Below are 17,680 nucleotides of genomic sequence, written 5' to 3' on the forward strand. Positions count from 1 at the left end.
TTATACCCAAGTGACTGGTTCTGCACTTAAATATCTAAGATTATCCTCTGTTTGTGTCTAAGATTTGATGCTTTTTTAATAATCCTCGAAATTGGTGATAGGTAATGCCTAATTCTTCAGCAGCTTTGCGTTGATGGTGTTGTGTTTTAAGTAGTGCCTGTTCTAACAGGTATCTTTCTTGCTCACTTTGAAACTGTTTTAAATTCAAAGGTAATAAAGCAGTATGAGTTTGTTCTTCTTGAGTGTTGATTATAGCTGAAGCTGGCGTTTTCACTTGTTCGCTTTCCCAAGGAGAGATAAAAGGATTAAGTTGGATAGATTCAATTTGTGCTTCTTCATGATTATGTTTAAAGACCGCCCGTTCAATACAGTTTCTTAGTTCTCGGACATTACCCGGCCAATCATAATCTAAAATTTGATGCTGAGCGTAGCGTGAAAAACCAGCAAAATACGCTAAATTCATTTCTTGGCACATCTTGATGGCAAAATGCTCAGCAAGAAGGAGAACATCTTGCTCGCGGTATCGTAGAGGGGGTAAATGAATTACATCAAAAGAGAGTCTATCTAATAAATCGGCTCTGAATTTCTTTTCTGTCACCATCTCTTGCGGATTTTGGTTGGTTGCACAAATCAAGCGCACGTCTGCCTTGAGAGTTTGAGACCCACCCACGCGTTCATATTCACCATACTCAATCACACGAAGCAGTTTTTCTTGCACAGTTAATGGGGCAGTAGTTAACTCATCTAAAAATAGAGAACCGCCATCAGCTCGTTCAAATCGACCTTGATGACGCTGTTTTGCTCCAGTAAAAGAGCCAGCATCATGACCGAACAACTCTGAATCTAAAGTGCCTGAACTTAGCGCTGCACAGTTTAAACTGACTAAAGGTTCATCCCAGCGCTTTGACAGAAAGTGAAGGCGTTGAGCGATTAACTCTTTCCCTGTTCCTCGTTCGCCAAGAATAAGAATCGGTCTATCAATTGTGGCTAATTGAGAGGCATGATCTAATGCAGATAAAAACGCGTCAGACTCACCAATTAAACTGTCTTTTCTCATACCTCACCTTTTGAGCTGTGGTCAAAATGACTAAATTATGGTTATTTTAATCATAACTTAAAAGTGTTATGCCGTCGATTTTCTGTAACTTATTGATTTGTAATGTGTGAAAACTTGGCATGCATTATGTAATAGTCATAATAGGTTTAGAACAAATGAATTTGGATTAAAAGAGGAATAAATTATGGGTATTTTTTCACGCTTTGCAGACATAGTTAATGCTAACGTTACTTCATTATTGGATAAGGCTGAAAATCCAGAAAAGATGATCCGTTTGATCATTCAAGAAATGGAAGACACATTAGTAGAAGTTCGTACTGCATCAGCAAAAGCAATTGCAGATAAAAAAGAGCTAACACGTAAAATTGGTTCAATTGAAGCACAAGTCACCGATTGGCAAGAAAAAGCAAGTTTAGCTTTGATTAAACAACGCGAAGATTTAGCGCGCTCAGCTCTGATAGAAAAACAGAAAGTTCAAGATGTGCTATCAAGCTTAAAAACAGAATTTATTCTTGTAGAAGAAAGCATTGAGAAGTTGACCACAGAATTAACCGAGCTAGAGACTAAACTGACAGAAACACGTGCTCGCCAACAAGCATTAGTGATCCGTCAACAAACTGCGCAACATCGTAACGACATTAAAGCGCATACGCATTCTGGTAAAACAGAACGTGCAATGGCAAAGTTTGAACAATATGAGCGTCGTATTGACGAATTGGATGCAAAGGCAGACACTTATTCAATGGGTAAAGCGAACTCACTAGAACAAGAATTCGCAGAGCTGCAAGCGCAAGATGAAATTGAAAAAGAATTAGAGCGCCTAAAAGAACAAATGAAAAAAGACGCATAATCTGACTGAACATAAATTACTAAGGAGAAAACAATGAGCGGCTTTTTTGCTTTCCCATTGGTTATATTTTTTATTTTTGTTGCACCGTTATGGTTGTTTTTGCATTACCGAAGCAAAGGTAAAACAGCACAAGGTTTATCGCATGAAGACACACAGTTACTTAAAACAATGACAGAACGTGCGGATAAAATGCAGCGTCGTGTTGAAACATTAGAGAAAATTCTGGATGCAGAATCTCCGAGTTGGAGGGAGCGCTAATGTCAAAAGAACTGTATAGAGACACTCGAAACGGAAAGATTGGTGGTGTGTGTGCTGGTATCGCCCAGTACTTTGGTATCGAACCTTGGATAGTGCGTATCTTAGTGGTATCGGCTGCTTTATTTAGTGCAGGCTTTCTTGTCATGTTGGCGTACTTTGCTGCTATGTTGTTTTTAGATAAAGCACCCGTTGAAATGTATTACCGAACAGAAGAGAAGCGTGAACACACGGTAAAAAGTAAGCCGTGGCAAGCGGGGCAATCACCATCAGAAGTGATTAAACGAGTCGATAAAGACATGGCGAGAATGGAAGAGAAAATTCGTCGAATGGAAGGGTATGTAACGTCTTCTGAATATAAAGTTCGCCGCGAATTTCGTAATCTTTAACTAAATAGTCATCAATTAAGACTTTGTTCATGGGGTGTTCAGATTCAGTTCTGTACACTCCATTTGTTGTTTGTAGTCATTTGAAAAACACAAAGCGAGAAGAAAATGAGTAGATTAACCAAAGAAATGAATAAATTAGTCAGTCGCAGTATGGATCGTCACGTCAAACTGGCAGTTACGGGGTTATCGCGTGCAGGTAAGACGGCGTTTATTACCTCTTTGGTTAATCAATGCTTACATGCTGCTTCAAGTGATAAGTTGCCTTTGTTGTCGGTGACTCGTGAAGGTCGAATGATAGGGGCAAAACGCATTCCTCAATCAAACCTTTCTATTCCTAGCTTTACTTATGATGAAGGAATGGACTCGCTACTTTCTGAGCCTCCAGTATGGCCAGAACCAACTCGAGATGTGAGTGAATTACGTTTAGCCATAAAATTTAAACTCAAATCAGGGTTACTAAAACACTTACAAGACAGTGCAACGTTGCATGTTGATATTGTTGATTATCCGGGAGAATGGTTATTAGATTTACCGCTTTTGGATATGGATTATTTAGCGTGGTCTAAACAGCAGCAGTCGAATCTTACAGGCCATAGAAAGGTATTGTCTGAAGCGTGGCTACAAGAAGCGAAAAAGCTCGACCCTTTGGCGCCAGTTGATGAAAAGCAACTGGCTCATATTGCGGATCTGTTTACTCAGTATCTGCATGATTGTAAAGATTCTCAAGGATTACATTGGGTACAGCCGGGTCGATTTGTATTACCAGGAGAGTTGGCTGGCGCGCCTGTATTACAGTTTTTTCCATTTATGTTCTTACATAAATACACCGAAGATGAATTATCAAAGGCAAGTAAAGATTCGAATATTGCAGTGTTAAAAAAACGCTATAAACATTATCAACAACATGTGGTGAAGAAGTTTTATAACGAACACTTTAGACACTTTGATCGTCAAATCGTATTGGTCGATTGTTTACAGCCATTAAATGCTGGTGAGCAATCGTTTAATGATATGCGTCAAGCGGTTGATCAGCTGATGCACAGTTTTCAATATGGCAAAAGCTCAATGCTTAAGCGTCTGTTTTCACCGAGAATTGATAAAGTATTATTTGCGGCAACTAAGGCAGATCATGTTACTCCTGAACAGCATCCAAATATGGTGTCTTTATTACAGCAGATGATCCATCAAACATGGCAAGAAACCGCTTACGAAGGTATTAAAATGGAATGCATGAGTATTGCTTCAATTCAAGCAACTACTGCGGGAATGATTGAGGACGAGGGTGAATTGTTTTCTGCAATATCAGGGATCACCGCCGATCAAAAACCGATGATGATGTTTCCGGGTGAGGTGCCTAAACGTATTCCAAGTAAAGCGTATTGGGAAACAAAACCTTTTAATTTCATGAGTTTTCAGCCGTTAGAAAGTGAGACTGACAAACCGCTACAACACATCCGTATGGATAAGGCGATGCAGTTTTTATTAGGAGACAAATTAGTATGAGTGAATTAAAAAAACAGCGCGTATTTCAATCTGAGCCTCAATTTACAGAAAGTGAGCAGACAACAGAATCGCTGAATACTCAAAAACTGTTCGAAGAAAAACAAACTTTTATTCCTCAAGCCATTGAAGACGAAAGTGAATTGAATGATCTTGATATTGAAACGCCATTAGTGAAAAAGAAAACCCATTGGAGTATTAAAACACTGATTGGTGGATTCCTTGGATTAACAGTATGGCAAAGTGTCGATCATGTTATTACCGCGATTCAAACCGCCGATTTCTTATCATTGGGTTGGGCGGGATTAATCAGTTTAGCGGCGTTAATGGGGGTGACGGCCATTGGTCGTGAACTATGGACGCTACGTAAACTTAAACACCGTGCCGAGATCCAACATCAAGCCACCGAATTGATGGAAGGCAATGGAATTGGTCAGGCAAAACCATTCTGTGAAGCCCTAGCTCAAAAAGGTTCAGCCACTCATACCGCCGAGTACACTCGTTGGCAGAACAGCATTGAATCACACCATAACAACGCTGAAGTGTTTGAAATGTACGACAGCATGGTTGTGGTCGAGCAAGATAAACGAGCAAAAGCCTTAATCAGCAAGCATGCTGGTGAATCAGCGTTAATGGTGGCATTAAGCCCATTAGCGGTGGTGGATATGTTATTAGTAGCGTGGCGTAATATTCGATTAATCGAACAAGTTTCTCAAGTTTATGGGGTAGAACTTGGCTATTGGGGCCGTTTACGTTTGTTTAAAATGGTTCTGCAAAACATGGCGTTTGCCGGAGCAACAGAAATGGTGACGGACGTTGGTGTTGATATGTTATCGACTGGCCTTGCCGGTAAACTATCAACCAGAGCTGCACAGGGCTTAGGTATTGGTTTATTAACGGCTCGTTTTGGATTAAGAACCATGAACTTAATGCGTCCATTACCATGGCAAGTAGGAGAAGCGCCAAAGCTTTCTGATATGCGTAAAACAATAGTTGCTCAATTAGCATCCAAATTGAGTTCACAAGATAAGAATTAACTAACACAGTTAGCATTCTCATAAAAAAGCATACTATTTACAAATCGATTAGTGATAGTATGACGCCATTAGTCGGGGAGCCAATAGGCTGAGATCGCAATAGCGAACCCGTTGAACCTGATTCAGTTAGTACTGACGTAGGGAACTAATGGTCCTCTTGATACGATCTTTCAATTAGATCTGTTTCTTTTGGTGAGATCTACGTCTATACGTACTTGTTCTCACTCGACTGTTTTTCCTGACCGTTAGTTAGGGAAAATAAGTATGCCTTCGTTACACACTACCGCACTTTTATCGACATTATCTGCAACAACACCGATTGTATTAACCATTGCTGGGTCTGACAGTGGTGGTGGTGCTGGCATCCAAGCCGATATCAAAGCGATTTCTGCAACTGGCAGCTATGCTTGCTCTGTGATTACAGCTCTAACCGCTCAAAATACGCAAGGCGTTTCTGGTATTTATCCAATCAGCAGTGAGTTTGTTGAGCAGCAACTTGATGCTGTTTTCTCTGATTTAAATGTCGTAGCCGTTAAAGTGGGCATGCTGAGTGACTCTAATATCATTCACTCTGTTGCGAAAAAAATAGAACAGTACACACCACAATATTTAGTTGTTGATCCTGTGATGGTTGCAACCAGCGGTGATCTTCTTCTGCAATCCTCTGCTATTGAAAGCCTTAAATCTGAGCTACTTCCCCTTGCGGATGTTATCACGCCAAATTTACCTGAAGCGGCGGCACTCATTAACGCTAAAGTTCCCGAAAGTGAAACTGAAATGACCGCAATGATCGATGAACTTCGTCAATTAGGTGCTAAGTCAGTATTGTTAAAAGGTGGGCATTTAGAAAAAGATGAAAACAGTACTGATTTGCTGATTTTATCTGATTCCATAGAGCGATTATCGACACCCCGAATTGAAACTCGCAATACACATGGCACGGGCTGTACGTTATCGTCAGCGATTGCTTCGTATTTAGCGCAAGGTCATGAATTACTGGCTGCGGTGGCGTTAGGTAAGCAATACATTACTCAATCCATTATCCATGCCGATGAACTGAATATTGGTCAGGGACATGGCCCTGTGAATCACTTTTTTGCTTTACATACTCCAGAGTAATGGGGATGAATAATCGCATTGGTGCCGTCATTTCTAATGGGGCGTTACAGTATAAAGACAGCGAACACCCTATTATTTTCAATCTAAATATGACGATCCCTAAAGGAAAATGGACCGCCATATTAGGAAAAAGTGGTTGTGGAAAAACGTCGATATTGCGTTATTTAGCTGGGTTACTGTCAGATAAAGTGGTGTGGGCGGGTGATATTCATATTGAAGGAAAAGAAAGCTTAGAAGGCAATATTGCTTATATGGCTCAACAAGATTTATTAATGCCATGGCTGAATGTGATTGATAACGTTTGTTTTGCTGATAAGTTTTCTTCTGTTCCTAATAACGACAGATCTCGTGCCATAGAGTTACTTGAACGTGTTGGTTTAGAAGGCCATGAGCAAAGCATGCCGTCACAACTATCAGGTGGAATGCGTCAGCGTGTGGCGTTAGCTCGAACATTAATGCAAGACAAGCCAATGGTATTAATGGATGAACCTTTCTCTGCGTTAGACGCGGTGACTCGTTATCGACTGCAAGATCTTGCTGCTCAAGTGCTAGAAGATAAAACTGTTTTATTGATCACTCATGATCCACAAGAAGCATTAAGATTGAGTGACGCGGTTTATATTATGCAGGGCCAACCAGCTTCAGCGGTCTCTTTAGCGGTACCAAGTTCGCAGATACCTCGCAAGATAAATGCAGAACTGGCTGCGCTTCAGCAACAAATAATTGATACGTTAGAGGTCGATTATGTCTAAATCTATTCTGATAAATCAAACGTCATTAACGACCAATACTATTACCGTAAAACCGTTGCAACAAAGTATTAGCTCTATGATAAGAGTCTTGATTAGTGTGGTTATTATCCTCGGTTTATGGCAACTCATTGTGGTGGTTTTTGCTTTACCTAGTTTCATTTTACCTAGCCCATTGGCTGTCTTTAGTAAATTAATAGAGCGATACGATGTACTACTTACTCATTCATGGATAACGGCTCAAGAGATTTTATTTGGTCTTGGCTTGGGTCTTTCTATGGGTTTGTTATTTGCGCTTCAAATGCTGTTGTTTGATCCACTTAGACGTTGGTTATTGCCTATTTTAATTGCAAGCCAAGCTATTCCGGTATTTGCTATCGCGCCTATTTTGATGCTGTGGTTGGGTTATGGTATCGCGTCAAAAGTCGTGATGGCTGCACTGATTATCTTCTTTCCTGTTACAACCTGCTGTTATGACGGGCTGCGAAATACCCCAAGTGGTTATCTCGATTTAGCTCAGACGATGGGTGCCTCTAAGTGGCAAGCCCTAAGATACGTTCGCTTACCCGCGGCTTTACCTGCATTGGCTTCTGGTATTCGTGTCGCTGTCGTGGTGGCACCTATTGGGGCGGTAGTTGGTGAGTGGGTAGGTTCAAGTGAAGGACTTGGTTATTTAATGCTGCAAGCGAACGCTCGAATGATGATTGATGAAATGTTTGCTGCGCTATTCATTCTCGCAGCGCTCTCGGTCAGCTTGTATTTTCTTGCAGACGTATTAATAAAAAAACTCATACCGTGGCAACACGACAAATAATTTATAAGTAAAAAGGACTCAACGAAAAATGAAAAAGGCATTAATTAAAGGAGCAGCGGCTCTTATCCTTTCAAGCTACTCCATGATGGTAAGTGCGGAAGATAAAGCAATGACACTTATGTTGGATTGGTTTGTAAACCCAAACCATGGGCCAGTGGTTATTGCGCAGCAAAAGGGCTATTTCAAAGATGAAGGTTTAAATGTCACGATTCAAGAACCTGCAGACCCAAGCATGCCTGCGAAATTAGTGGCGGCAAATAATATTGATTTAGCGATTTCGTACCAAACTAGCTTAACCATCGATGTTGCTGCAGGCTTACCGTTAATTCGTTCTGCCACCCTGATTGCCACCCCTTTAAATACCTTAATGGTGTTGGATAACGGTAAGGTTAACTCTTTAGCTGATTTAAAAGGTAAGAAAATAGGTATTGCGATTGCGGGTAATGAAGAAGCCACTATTGGAACCATGCTAAAAACAGAAGGTGTGGACTTTTCAGAGGTCAATATTATCAATGTCGGTTGGGCGCTTTCTTCGTCGTTAGCTTCAGGAAAAGTAGATGCGATTTGGGGAGGATTACGTAATTTTGAAACCAATCAATTAGCACTAGAAGGGTATAAAGCGAAATCCTTCTTCCCAGAAGAACATGGAGTGCCGTCATATGATGAATTAGTGTTTGTTGCAAACGCAAAAACGTACGATGCAGAAGCATTAAAGAAATTTAATCATGCGATTGAAAAAGCGACGCAATTTATAGTGAACCACCCTGATGAATCATGGAAAACCTTTGTTTCTTACGCACCAGATACTCTAAACAATGAATTAAATAAACGCGCATGGAATGACACGCTAACGCGTTTTGCATTACGTCCATCTGCGGTGGATTTAGAGCGTTACAATCGCTTTTCTGAGTTCATGTACCAACATAAAATCATAAAAACACAGCCTAAAGCACAAGATTTTGTGCCGGTGTTGTAAGCCATTTTTCCTGTTTATTTTTTAGAGAGTCAGTATGAATCATCAAGATTTAATTCAAGCATGTAAAAGCGAGTGGGTTGAATACACCGAGCACAGTTTCGTTCAACAATTAGCGCTTGGAGAGTTAGCACATTCGTCATTTCTACATTATTTAAAACAAGACTTTCTGTTTTTAAAGCAATACACCAGAGCGTATGCCTTAGCGATTTATAAAGCGAGAACGTTAGCGGAAATGCGAATGGCGTTACCGAGTGTACAAGCATTATTGAGTTCAGAAATTGCACACCATGTGACTTATTGTGGTGAGTGGGGCGTGTCAGAAGTAGAGATGGAAGCAGAGCCAGAAGCCTTTGGCACGGTAGCCTACACGCGTTTTGTATTAGATACAGGTATGTCTGGTGATGTCATTGATTTATATGCAGCATTAGCGCCGTGTTCGATTGGTTATGGTGTGATTGGCGCGCAGCTACTAGCAAGAGAATCAACTAAGCTTGAAGGCAATTCGTATGCGAATTGGATCAAGATGTATGGTGGTGAAGAGTTTCAATCAGGCGTGCAAAAAAGCATTACACAGCTAGATGAATTGCTTGTCGATATCGACCTTGATAGCCAGCGTGGGCAGCGTTTGTGTCATATTTTTAAAACGGCGACTCGTATGGAAGTGGCGTTTTGGCAGCAAGGATTAGATGAAGCCTAATTGTTGATGATTAGTACTCAATTAATGAATAAGCGAACGAATTAAGGAAGAACAATGACGATCATGAACACGCAAAAGATTATTGACGCATTAGCGGTATTACGCGAGAAAAAACCATTAGTTGTGAATATTACCAACTATGTTGTGATGAACAACACCGCGAATGCTTTATTGGCGTTAGGTGCGTCACCAATCATGGCGCACAGCCAACAAGAAATGGCAGAGATGATGAGTTTCTCTGGTGCCTTGGTGATCAACATCGGTACATTAGACAGTGTATGGACACCAAGAATGCATTTCGCGGTAGAGCAAGCAAACCTTAATAATAAAGTGGTGGTGCTTGATCCGGTGGGCTGTGGTGCAAGTCAACTTCGTACCCAAACCGCTCGTCAAATCGCGGAAGCCGCGAATACACTGATTGTTCGAGGGAACGCCTCTGAGATCATCGCTTTAGCGGGTGAGAACGCGCAGAGCAAAGGCGTAGATGCATTAGACAGCAGTGATTCTGCGTTAGGTGCGGCTTGTTATGTCGCGCAGCAGTATCAATGTAGCGTCGTTATTTCGGGTGAAACTGATTATGTAGTTACGAAAGATGCGCAGTACCAATTGAATAATGGCCATGCGATGATGCCTTTTGTTACGGGAATGGGTTGCACACATACTGCATTAACGGGTGCTTTTGCTGGAATAGGTGAGCATTCAGGGGTTGCTGCTACCGCTATTTTAGGCGTTGCAGGTGAAATCGCCGCAGAGCAATCAGCAGGTCCAGGTAGCTTACAAATGAACCTATTAGATTCACTTTATCAGCTAGATGAAGAAACGATTACACGTCGTTTGAAATTAACGATTAATGCATAGGTTTCGTAATATGAATAACCCTTATACATTATATTTAGTGACTGACGATCAACAAGATATTGATACGTTGTGCTACGTTGTTGCAGAGGCAATAAAAGGCGGCGTAACCATGGTGCAGATCCGTGAAAAACATGGTGATGTACGTGCTTTTATTGAACGCTCACTAGCGATAAAAAAAGTATTAAAAGACAGTGGTGTACCATTAATCATAAATGATCGTGTTGATGTGGCATTAGCGGTTCAAGCGGATGGGGTTCATTTAGGTCAATCGGATATGCCTGCAAATCTTGCTCGTCAATTGATAGGACCTGATATGATTTTAGGGCTGTCTGTTGAAAATGAAACGCAATTGCGTGAAGCGCAAGATTTGCCAGTTGATTATCTGGGTATTAGTGCAATATTTTCTACGCCAACTAAGACTAATATTATTAAAGAGTGGGGCATTGACGGTTTAACGAAAGCAGTTAAAGAAAGCAAACTTCCTCTTGTCGCTATAGGTGGCATTAACGAAACGAACATTAAGCAGATAGCAGATACTCAAGTGGATGGGATTGCTTTAGTGTCGGCAATTTGTCATGCAACATCACCAAAGCAGGCAAGTGAAGGGTTGCTTGAGTTGATGGGCCGCTAGTTGAGCTTTTTTATGAGATTAGCGATATAAAATCTGAGCACTTGAGGTGCTCTTTTTTTGGGCTTTTTTCATGGTATACATAGCTTTATCTGAACGAATGAGGGCTTCATCGAAGTTTTCTTTTGTTGCTTTTTCAATGCCATATGAAAATGAAATAGATTCATTCAATAGAGAAGCATGAACTGAATTGATGTAGGTTATTGCTCTTTCTGGTTCAACAGTGACAATGAACTCATCCCCGCCGACTCTAAATGCCATTTCTTCTCTTAAACAGTGCTCTTTTAAAGCTTGGGCGAAACGAATGATCATTAAATCACCCACAGCGTGCCCTTTAATATCATTTACTTGCTTTAATCCATTTAAATCAAAATAGATAAGATCAAAAGAAGGTAGTTTGATTTCAGGGAATTTTTTTCGGTTATAGAGGCGTGTTAAATCATCCTTCATTCCTTCTCTTATTATGCTTTTTACTATGGCTGTGACGCCGACAGCAATAAGAAAGAAAGCGACTAATAGCGTCCCATCATCAAGAAGGGTATCTATAACTTCATACTTATCAGAATAGTTTTCAATGAATGGAACTTCGGTTAATAAATCGTAAAATTTATTGAATAAAAGAAGGTAAGCACCAATCATGATTTTTGAATAGGGAATAAGGTGAGTTTTAAGGGTGAGAAACATATACCCAAGTAAAATGAGTGTAGTACCTTCGAAAAAAACGTCTGAAATGGAATCAAAACCCACGTAGTGGCTAGCTGCAATGATAGTAGCTAAAAGAGATGCTGAGATACCTGTGGCGATTACAGGAACATTAGATTCGGTCATATTTATTTAATCGACTGTTGTTCTGTGTATGTTAAGGTTACTTAATTTTTTTCAAAAAACAAGTGAGAAGTTTAAATAAAAATGCAATAAAAATAGAAAATTAATTAAATAATAGGTGAAACCTTTGTTTTTATAAATACGTCTTGTTAGCTAGGTGTGTGTAGGTATTATTACCCGTAGCATGATACGTAGATTTGAGCTTGAAATATTTTTATACATAGTGAAGATCTAGTGATTGCTAGTGATTGATAAATGTTCTATTTTAATTGGTAACTGTATAAAATTTAATTAAAAATCACATAAATTAACTATCGACTTAATTTTAAGGATAAGAATATTCGTGCAGCTTTATCACTCACTTAAAACCAAACTTTGGCTTATTATTCTGTTCTCATTCATTCCAGCTAGTGTCATCATCTTCTCTAATATGTTTTATGAGTATAGAGCAGCTAAGGAAGAAGTTGAAATTGAAGCGCTGCAAATTGCGAGTAGCTTAGCGAGTGAGCAGTTTACAATTATTAAAGAAGCAAAAGAATTTCTCATTCAATTGAGTCAAATTGATAATGTAAAAAATCCCGGCTCTCTACAGTGTAAACAAATTGTCCAGCAAGCTCTTAAGTTAAATACACATTATGTAAATATCGCGATTGCAGGCTTAGATGGTTCTTTTGATTGCTCTGCATTAAGCTCAAACTCTGTGATTAATATTGCCGATCGACCTTATTTTAAAAAGACAGTGAGTAATCAAGTCTTTTCTATTAGTGGCTTCCAGATTGACCGTATTATAAAGAGAGACACCATTAATTTTGCATATCCGGTGTATGGTCTAGAGAGCACTCTTGTTGGGGCCGCCGTCGCTGTTATTTCTTTAGATTGGTGGAGTAAAAGACTTGCTGAATTTAGTTTACCCGAAAACACGATTGCTGTTTTAGTCGATAATAATGGCAATGTACTCACCTCTAATAATAACATAATCACTCATTATGATGGGAAAGTCCCCGCGGTTGTTAAGCAGAAAATGTACACCAAAAAACCATTTGTATTTGAAGTGAAAAATGGAAAAGGGGTGCCTCTTCTTGCTGCCAGTGTTCCTTTATTTCCTCATGATATTAAAAACTATAGTCAGATGATTATTGCCTTGCCCCTTGATGATGCTTATCAAGGTGTTATGACGACACTTATTAGAAGTGTGAGCCTGTTTGTCATTAGTACCATATTGTTCTTACTGATTTTATTATTAGGTTTTAATCGAAGTGTAATCCAACCAATACAAACGTTACTGTCCTCTACGCAGAAATATGTCGAAAAAAAGAGAGGCTCTAAATTTTCTGGTGGGAATGAATTATCAAATCTTTCTGAAAATTTTGATTGGGTTGTTCAAGAGCAAGGTTTTATTGAAAAGGAATTGATAGATAAAGAGTTACGACTTAATCGAGCTTATACCCGCATTAATAACTTATTAGATAATTCAACGTACGGTGTTGTTGAATGGGGACCGAATTTAACAATCCGCCGTTGGTCTCAATCATGTCAGCATTGGTTTCGATTGCATGCTGATGAACTATTAGACCAAGATATCACTTTACGTCCGGGTATTATTGGTAACTACTTTTCTCAAATGACTCATGAATTAGAGAAGATGCGAGAAGGGCATTCTGAACATGCTGAATGCGAAATTCCATTTATTAAAGAAGATAATACAGTCATTATATTAATTTGGAAATTATCTGCGCTTTATGATGGAAATGACTTAATTGGTATTCTAGGTTTGGTTGATGACATAACAAAGCAAGTTGAATATCAACAAGAGATAGAACATCAAGCTTATTTCGATGGGCTAACAGGCTTGCCAAACCGTTATGCTTTATTGAATAGTATGAATTCTTATCTTTCTATTCAGCAGCCTTTTACTATTTTACATATTGATATTAAAGGATTTAAATTTATAAATGATCATTATGGGCATTTATATGGTGATGAGCTGCTAGTTGAGCTGTCTTTACGTATTAATGAAGAAGTGTCTAAGGGAGAGTTTTTCGCGCGTTTAGGAGGAAATGAATTCATATACCTTGTTTCATCTCACGATAAAGAAGCGTTATCTCTGCGTATAAAAGAGCTTAGAGTCATTATTAATGCCCCAATACAGATCAAAGAATCAAATCATATTACTCATGTTAATCTTGGCATCGCAACATGTGATTTATGTGGTAAGGATGCAGAGGAACTACTTCGTCAAGCTGGCGTAGCTTTACATTATGCTAAAAGACATTCGTTGCTTGATGTATTTTATTATTCTTCCGAAATGGAAAATAAAGAGCGCATGCGTTTTAATCTCGAAAGCGATTTACGTAATGCTCTAGAGCGACAAGAGTTCGAGCTGTATTACCAACCGATTTTAAATCAAAGAACAAGCATGTTTGACTCAGCAGAAGCTCTTATCCGTTGGAATCACCCTCATAAAGGACTTGTTTCTCCGAATGAGTTTATTCCTTTAGCTGAGGAAACAGGTTTAATACATCAATTGGGTTATTGGGTATTATTTGAGTCGATAAGACAGCTCAAAGAATGGCAAGAGAATGCAACAGGAGTTAATAAGGTTTCTGTAAATATGTCAGCAATTCAACTGAGTGATGTTGATATCGTTGATAAAATGAAACATGTAATTTCTTATTATAATGTAGAGCCTAATTCTATCGTCATTGAAGTAACTGAAAGTGCTTTACTGGACAGTGCTGGTGAAGTTCTTGAACGAATAAAATTGATTAAAGATCTTGGGGTATTAATCGCTTTAGATGATTTTGGTACTGGCTATTCAAGTTTAAGTTATTTATCAAATTTACCACTTAACCGATTAAAAATAGACCGTTCATTTGTCAATAGAATCGGCAGTACCCGTGATGAAGTGTTGATTAATGCGATTATTTCTATTGCTCATGGGATGAACTTATCGGTTGTTGCTGAAGGGATTGAAACTAATGAGCATCTTGAATTCTTAATGGGGAAAGGGTGTGAATATGGACAAGGGTTCTTATTTAGTAAGCCTTTGTCTGTTACTGAGTTTGAAGCGTTTATTAAACTCCACTCTTTTCATAAAGAAATAATAGATTTAGAGCCTAAGTTTATGTAATAAAAAGCAGCTATCTTTAACCAATAGCTGCTTTTTTGTATTACAGGAAATGAATTACAACTGTTTAGCTATTATTTCTTCTAAATCGTCTTGAGCTAAAGTAATGTTTTGTGCAGGAACCAATGGTGATAACAGAAGGCTGGCAATAATTGATACTGATAATAGTAATGATTTCATGAGATAACCTTAAGCGAAAAATAAACGTAACCACAAACCAATAGGAGTCGTAGCGCCGGTTGTGATAGAAGAAACTTTGCCATTATTAATAATGACGATTGAAGGAGTCGCAGTAACTCCCCATTCCTTACTTATGTTTCCTGTTGAGTCATTGATTACAGGAAAGTTATATTTTTTGTAATTCATGAATTGTGACAAGCGTTTATTATCACCAGACGTAACGGCAACTGAAACGACTTGATGATCATTTGCAAGCCAAGAAACACTAGGGCTTACGATATTGCAAATAGAGCACCATGTTCCCCAAAAATACAGTAAAACGGGCTTTTCGTAGCTCATTTTTTCTACATCAACCCAGTTGCCATCAATTGTATTGATAGATAAGGGGGGTATTGATTCTGATGGCATATCTTTACTGCGCCAAAAATCGACAGCAGAGACTAATAAGATAATAAAGAAAGCCAATTTCAGTATTTCTTTAGTGAACTTAATCACATCGGCTTTCGAGTTTTTACTCTTTACCGTTTTATTTTTCTTTGATTCTGAAGGCATTATGGCGTTCTCCCCGCATGTTCTAATACTTGAATAACATCATCGCTGTTTAATAGAACAGGAAGTGCAATTCCTTGAGGGGCATTAGGTCCATAAATAACGGTTAAAGGAACACCAAATCGCTGGTGACTTTTTAAATAATTAGTGATTTTTGTGCTTGGGTGAGTCCAATCACCTTTCATCGTAATTACGTTATTTCGTTGCAATGCAGGGTAGACGGGGTCTTGTAAAATAACGCCGATTTTATTGGCTTTACATGTGATACACCAATCAGCAGTCACATCGACAAATACAGTTTTCCCTTGTTTAACGTATTCATCAATGGCGTGTTCATTTAATGGTTGCCAAGCAAGGTTATCTTCAATTGGCGTTGCCCAGTGTTTGGTTGTCATACTTCCAATGATAAGAGCTGCACTGCTTGTAAATACAAGGACCGCGATAATAGTAATCACTGTGTTTTTTCCTTGGATCTGCCCAACGCGATACAGCAAATAAATACTCAATAATAAACCGATACTAAACGTAGAAAAGCCACCAATGAATGGTGATAATAAGCTCAATAACCATAGCGTTGTGATAAACATCATTAAGCCAAAGATCACTTTGACTTTATTCATCCATGCGCCAGATTTTGGCATTAATGTGACAAGATTAGGAAACAGAGCAAACAAAAGCCATGGCGATGCCATTCCTAACCCTAAGAAGGTAAACACCATTAACATTTCTATTGTGCTTGCTCCTAAAGCAAACGCGACCGCTGTTCCTAAGAAAGGAGCGCTGCATGGCGTTGCAAGTAAGGTAGCAAACATACCCTGTATGAAATGACCTAGTGTAGAGTCGCTGCCTTTATTTGCGATAGATGTTGAAAAACGGCTCGGTAGTTGGATTTCAAATAACCCTAGTAGATTCGCTGTAAATAGTGCGGTAATTGTAACCATAAAGCCGATAAAAATAGGGCTTTGAAATTGAATTCCCCACCCAATAGCGTTGCCCGTGAATTTTAAGGCAAGTAGTCCCATGGCAATTAGCCAAAACGAAGTGATGATCCCCGCAGCAGAAGCCAAAAACTGTAATCGAATAGAGCGTTTGGTTGATTGAGATGAAGCTAGCATACTATTTAGTTTCATTCCTAAAACAGGCAGTACACATGGCATTATGTTTAAGATTAAGCCGCCTAATAAAGCAAAACCAATAATCGTTAGTAAACTCGCTGATGAGCTTTCTACAAATGGTTTGTTATCTATAATTGCACTCAATTCGTGAGAGAAAAGGGCATCAGAAACCGTAATTTCAATCGACTTTCCTACAAGATCAGTTTTGCCTAACCAGTTGGTTACTTTGTAGGTTGCTGTTGCGATGGAACCATCGATAGCGATAGATGGCAGTGCGAAGTAATCGTCTGTAACGTCTTTGCCATCAACTAAAATTTGCGGGTTATCCCAACCGTCAGCGTACTCTAGTTGCAACTGTAGTTGCTGCGATTCATGGTTAAATGATGCGCTAATTACACGAGTTAAATCGCTTTGTGTTGGAACATTTGAAATTCCCTGTTGATATAAGTGCTGAGCTTCAGGATTTGCCTCAGTGTCAGCAAGAGCAATAGGGGCTAATTCCAAATCATATTCAGTTAAAACACAGATATTGGTACAGGTTGGTAGCGTCAATTTTCCTGAAAAATGGACAGGTTTATTAATATCATCAAACGTAAGGTCCATAGGGAAAATAACATCGTGCTTATAGCCTAATGTCATGATGCCAGATTGCTCATAGTAAGCAGGGGTTGGCCAATGCCATTTCAGGTTAGATACGTTATTGGATTTACTCCAATCAAGAACAGGAGAGACTCCTGCTTCACCTGGTGAGCGCCAATATGTTTTCCATTCACCATCAAGCTTAACTTCAAGTAAGCCTCTGGCTTGGTTATTTACTTTATCCACTTCGCCTGTAAGCATAAAACGAACTTGGGCGGGTGGATGATCAGGATGAGTTAACCAACCGGTAGATAATGATTGCGCCATTGTAGGCACAGCAAAGAGTGATAGCAGTAACGTTACCGTCAATGTTATC

At 39.2% G+C, this 17,680-nt stretch carries 18 protein-coding genes and 1 riboswitch; of the genes, 13 read left to right on the plus strand and 5 right to left on the minus strand.

Features of this window, described 5'->3' with window-relative positions; all coding sequences use genetic code 11:
- Positions 1-40 precede the first annotated feature (40 nt).
- A complete protein-coding gene (gene pspF, locus BTO23_RS13560) occupies positions 41-1,057 on the minus strand; it encodes a phage shock protein operon transcriptional activator (protein WP_060992268.1) in 1,017 nt (338 codons plus the stop codon).
- Between the two features lie 184 nt (positions 1,058-1,241).
- On the opposite strand from pspF, the gene pspA reads away from it, so the two are divergent.
- The 12 genes from pspA to thiE all read left to right on the plus strand — a co-directional run bounded on the left by pspA (position 1,242) and on the right by thiE (position 10,932).
- Positions 1,242-1,907: a phage shock protein PspA gene (pspA, locus tag BTO23_RS13565; protein WP_023603015.1), complete on the plus strand. Its 666-nt coding sequence runs from the start codon at positions 1,242-1,244 to the stop codon at positions 1,905-1,907.
- Between the two features lie 33 nt (positions 1,908-1,940).
- Positions 1,941-2,165: an envelope stress response membrane protein PspB gene (pspB, locus tag BTO23_RS13570; protein WP_012551815.1), complete on the plus strand. Its 225-nt coding sequence runs from the start codon at positions 1,941-1,943 to the stop codon at positions 2,163-2,165.
- Positions 2,165-2,551, plus strand: coding sequence for an envelope stress response membrane protein PspC (gene pspC, locus BTO23_RS13575; protein WP_017021854.1), 387 nt, complete (start codon positions 2,165-2,167; stop codon positions 2,549-2,551). The genes pspB and pspC overlap by 1 nt, the downstream gene beginning before the upstream one ends.
- Positions 2,552-2,656: 105 nt before the next feature.
- Positions 2,657-4,054 (plus strand): YcjX family GTP-binding protein, encoded by a 1,398-nt coding sequence (locus BTO23_RS13580; protein ID WP_105063770.1) that lies wholly within the window; start codon positions 2,657-2,659, stop codon positions 4,052-4,054.
- Positions 4,051-5,088: a YcjF family protein gene (locus BTO23_RS13585; RefSeq protein WP_105063771.1), complete on the plus strand. Its 1,038-nt coding sequence runs from the start codon at positions 4,051-4,053 to the stop codon at positions 5,086-5,088. The genes BTO23_RS13580 and BTO23_RS13585 overlap by 4 nt, the downstream gene beginning before the upstream one ends.
- Before the next feature lie 63 nt (positions 5,089-5,151).
- A riboswitch (TPP riboswitch) is annotated at positions 5,152-5,249 on the plus strand.
- Positions 5,250-5,352: 103 nt separating this feature from the next.
- Positions 5,353-6,207 (plus strand): bifunctional hydroxymethylpyrimidine kinase/phosphomethylpyrimidine kinase, encoded by an 855-nt coding sequence (gene thiD, locus BTO23_RS13590; RefSeq protein WP_105063772.1) that lies wholly within the window; start codon positions 5,353-5,355, stop codon positions 6,205-6,207.
- Positions 6,208-6,212: 5 nt separating this feature from the next.
- Entirely contained in the window at positions 6,213-6,959 is a 747-nt protein-coding gene (locus tag BTO23_RS13595) for an ABC transporter ATP-binding protein (RefSeq protein WP_105063773.1), read from the plus strand.
- Entirely contained in the window at positions 6,952-7,770 is an 819-nt protein-coding gene (locus tag BTO23_RS13600; protein WP_105063774.1) for an ABC transporter permease, read from the plus strand. The genes BTO23_RS13595 and BTO23_RS13600 overlap by 8 nt, the downstream gene beginning before the upstream one ends.
- Positions 7,771-7,798: 28 nt before the next feature.
- Positions 7,799-8,746, plus strand: coding sequence for an ABC transporter substrate-binding protein (locus tag BTO23_RS13605; RefSeq protein WP_105063775.1), 948 nt, complete (start codon positions 7,799-7,801; stop codon positions 8,744-8,746).
- Between the two features lie 34 nt (positions 8,747-8,780).
- A complete protein-coding gene (tenA, locus tag BTO23_RS13610) occupies positions 8,781-9,443 on the plus strand; it encodes a thiaminase II (RefSeq protein WP_105063776.1) in 663 nt (220 codons plus the stop codon).
- 54 nt (positions 9,444-9,497) lie between these two features.
- Entirely contained in the window at positions 9,498-10,301 is an 804-nt protein-coding gene (thiM, locus tag BTO23_RS13615) for a hydroxyethylthiazole kinase (RefSeq protein WP_081092015.1), read from the plus strand.
- A gap of 10 nt (positions 10,302-10,311) precedes the next feature.
- Positions 10,312-10,932, plus strand: a complete 621-nt coding sequence (gene thiE, locus BTO23_RS13620) for a thiamine phosphate synthase (protein ID WP_105063777.1) — start codon at positions 10,312-10,314, stop codon at positions 10,930-10,932.
- An 18-nt stretch (positions 10,933-10,950) separates the two neighbouring features.
- On the opposite strand, the gene BTO23_RS13625 is transcribed toward thiE, so the two are convergent.
- A complete protein-coding gene (locus tag BTO23_RS13625; protein ID WP_105063778.1) occupies positions 10,951-11,757 on the minus strand; it encodes a GGDEF domain-containing protein in 807 nt (268 codons plus the stop codon).
- A 340-nt stretch (positions 11,758-12,097) separates the two neighbouring features.
- Between BTO23_RS13625 and BTO23_RS13630 the strand changes: the two genes are divergently transcribed.
- A complete protein-coding gene (locus BTO23_RS13630) occupies positions 12,098-14,884 on the plus strand; it encodes a bifunctional diguanylate cyclase/phosphodiesterase (RefSeq protein ID WP_105063779.1) in 2,787 nt (928 codons plus the stop codon).
- A gap of 54 nt (positions 14,885-14,938) precedes the next feature.
- Here BTO23_RS13630 and BTO23_RS21600 read toward each other — a convergent pair whose 3' ends face one another.
- The 3 genes from BTO23_RS21600 to BTO23_RS13640 are packed head-to-tail and all read right to left on the minus strand — an operon-like array spanning position 14,939 to position 17,631.
- Positions 14,939-15,061, minus strand: a complete 123-nt coding sequence (locus BTO23_RS21600; protein ID WP_281260279.1) for a hypothetical protein — start codon at positions 15,059-15,061, stop codon at positions 14,939-14,941.
- 9 nt (positions 15,062-15,070) lie between these two features.
- Positions 15,071-15,613, minus strand: coding sequence for a protein disulfide oxidoreductase (locus BTO23_RS13635; RefSeq protein WP_061003783.1), 543 nt, complete (start codon positions 15,611-15,613; stop codon positions 15,071-15,073).
- Entirely contained in the window at positions 15,613-17,631 is a 2,019-nt protein-coding gene (locus BTO23_RS13640; RefSeq protein WP_105064273.1) for a protein-disulfide reductase DsbD family protein, read from the minus strand. Before BTO23_RS13640 ends, BTO23_RS13635 begins: the two co-directional genes overlap by 1 nt.
- Between the last annotated feature and the right edge of the window lie 49 nt (positions 17,632-17,680).

The sequence above is a fragment of the Aliivibrio sifiae genome, assembly GCF_002954715.1.
GTDB lineage: Bacteria > Pseudomonadota > Gammaproteobacteria > Enterobacterales > Vibrionaceae > Aliivibrio > Aliivibrio sifiae.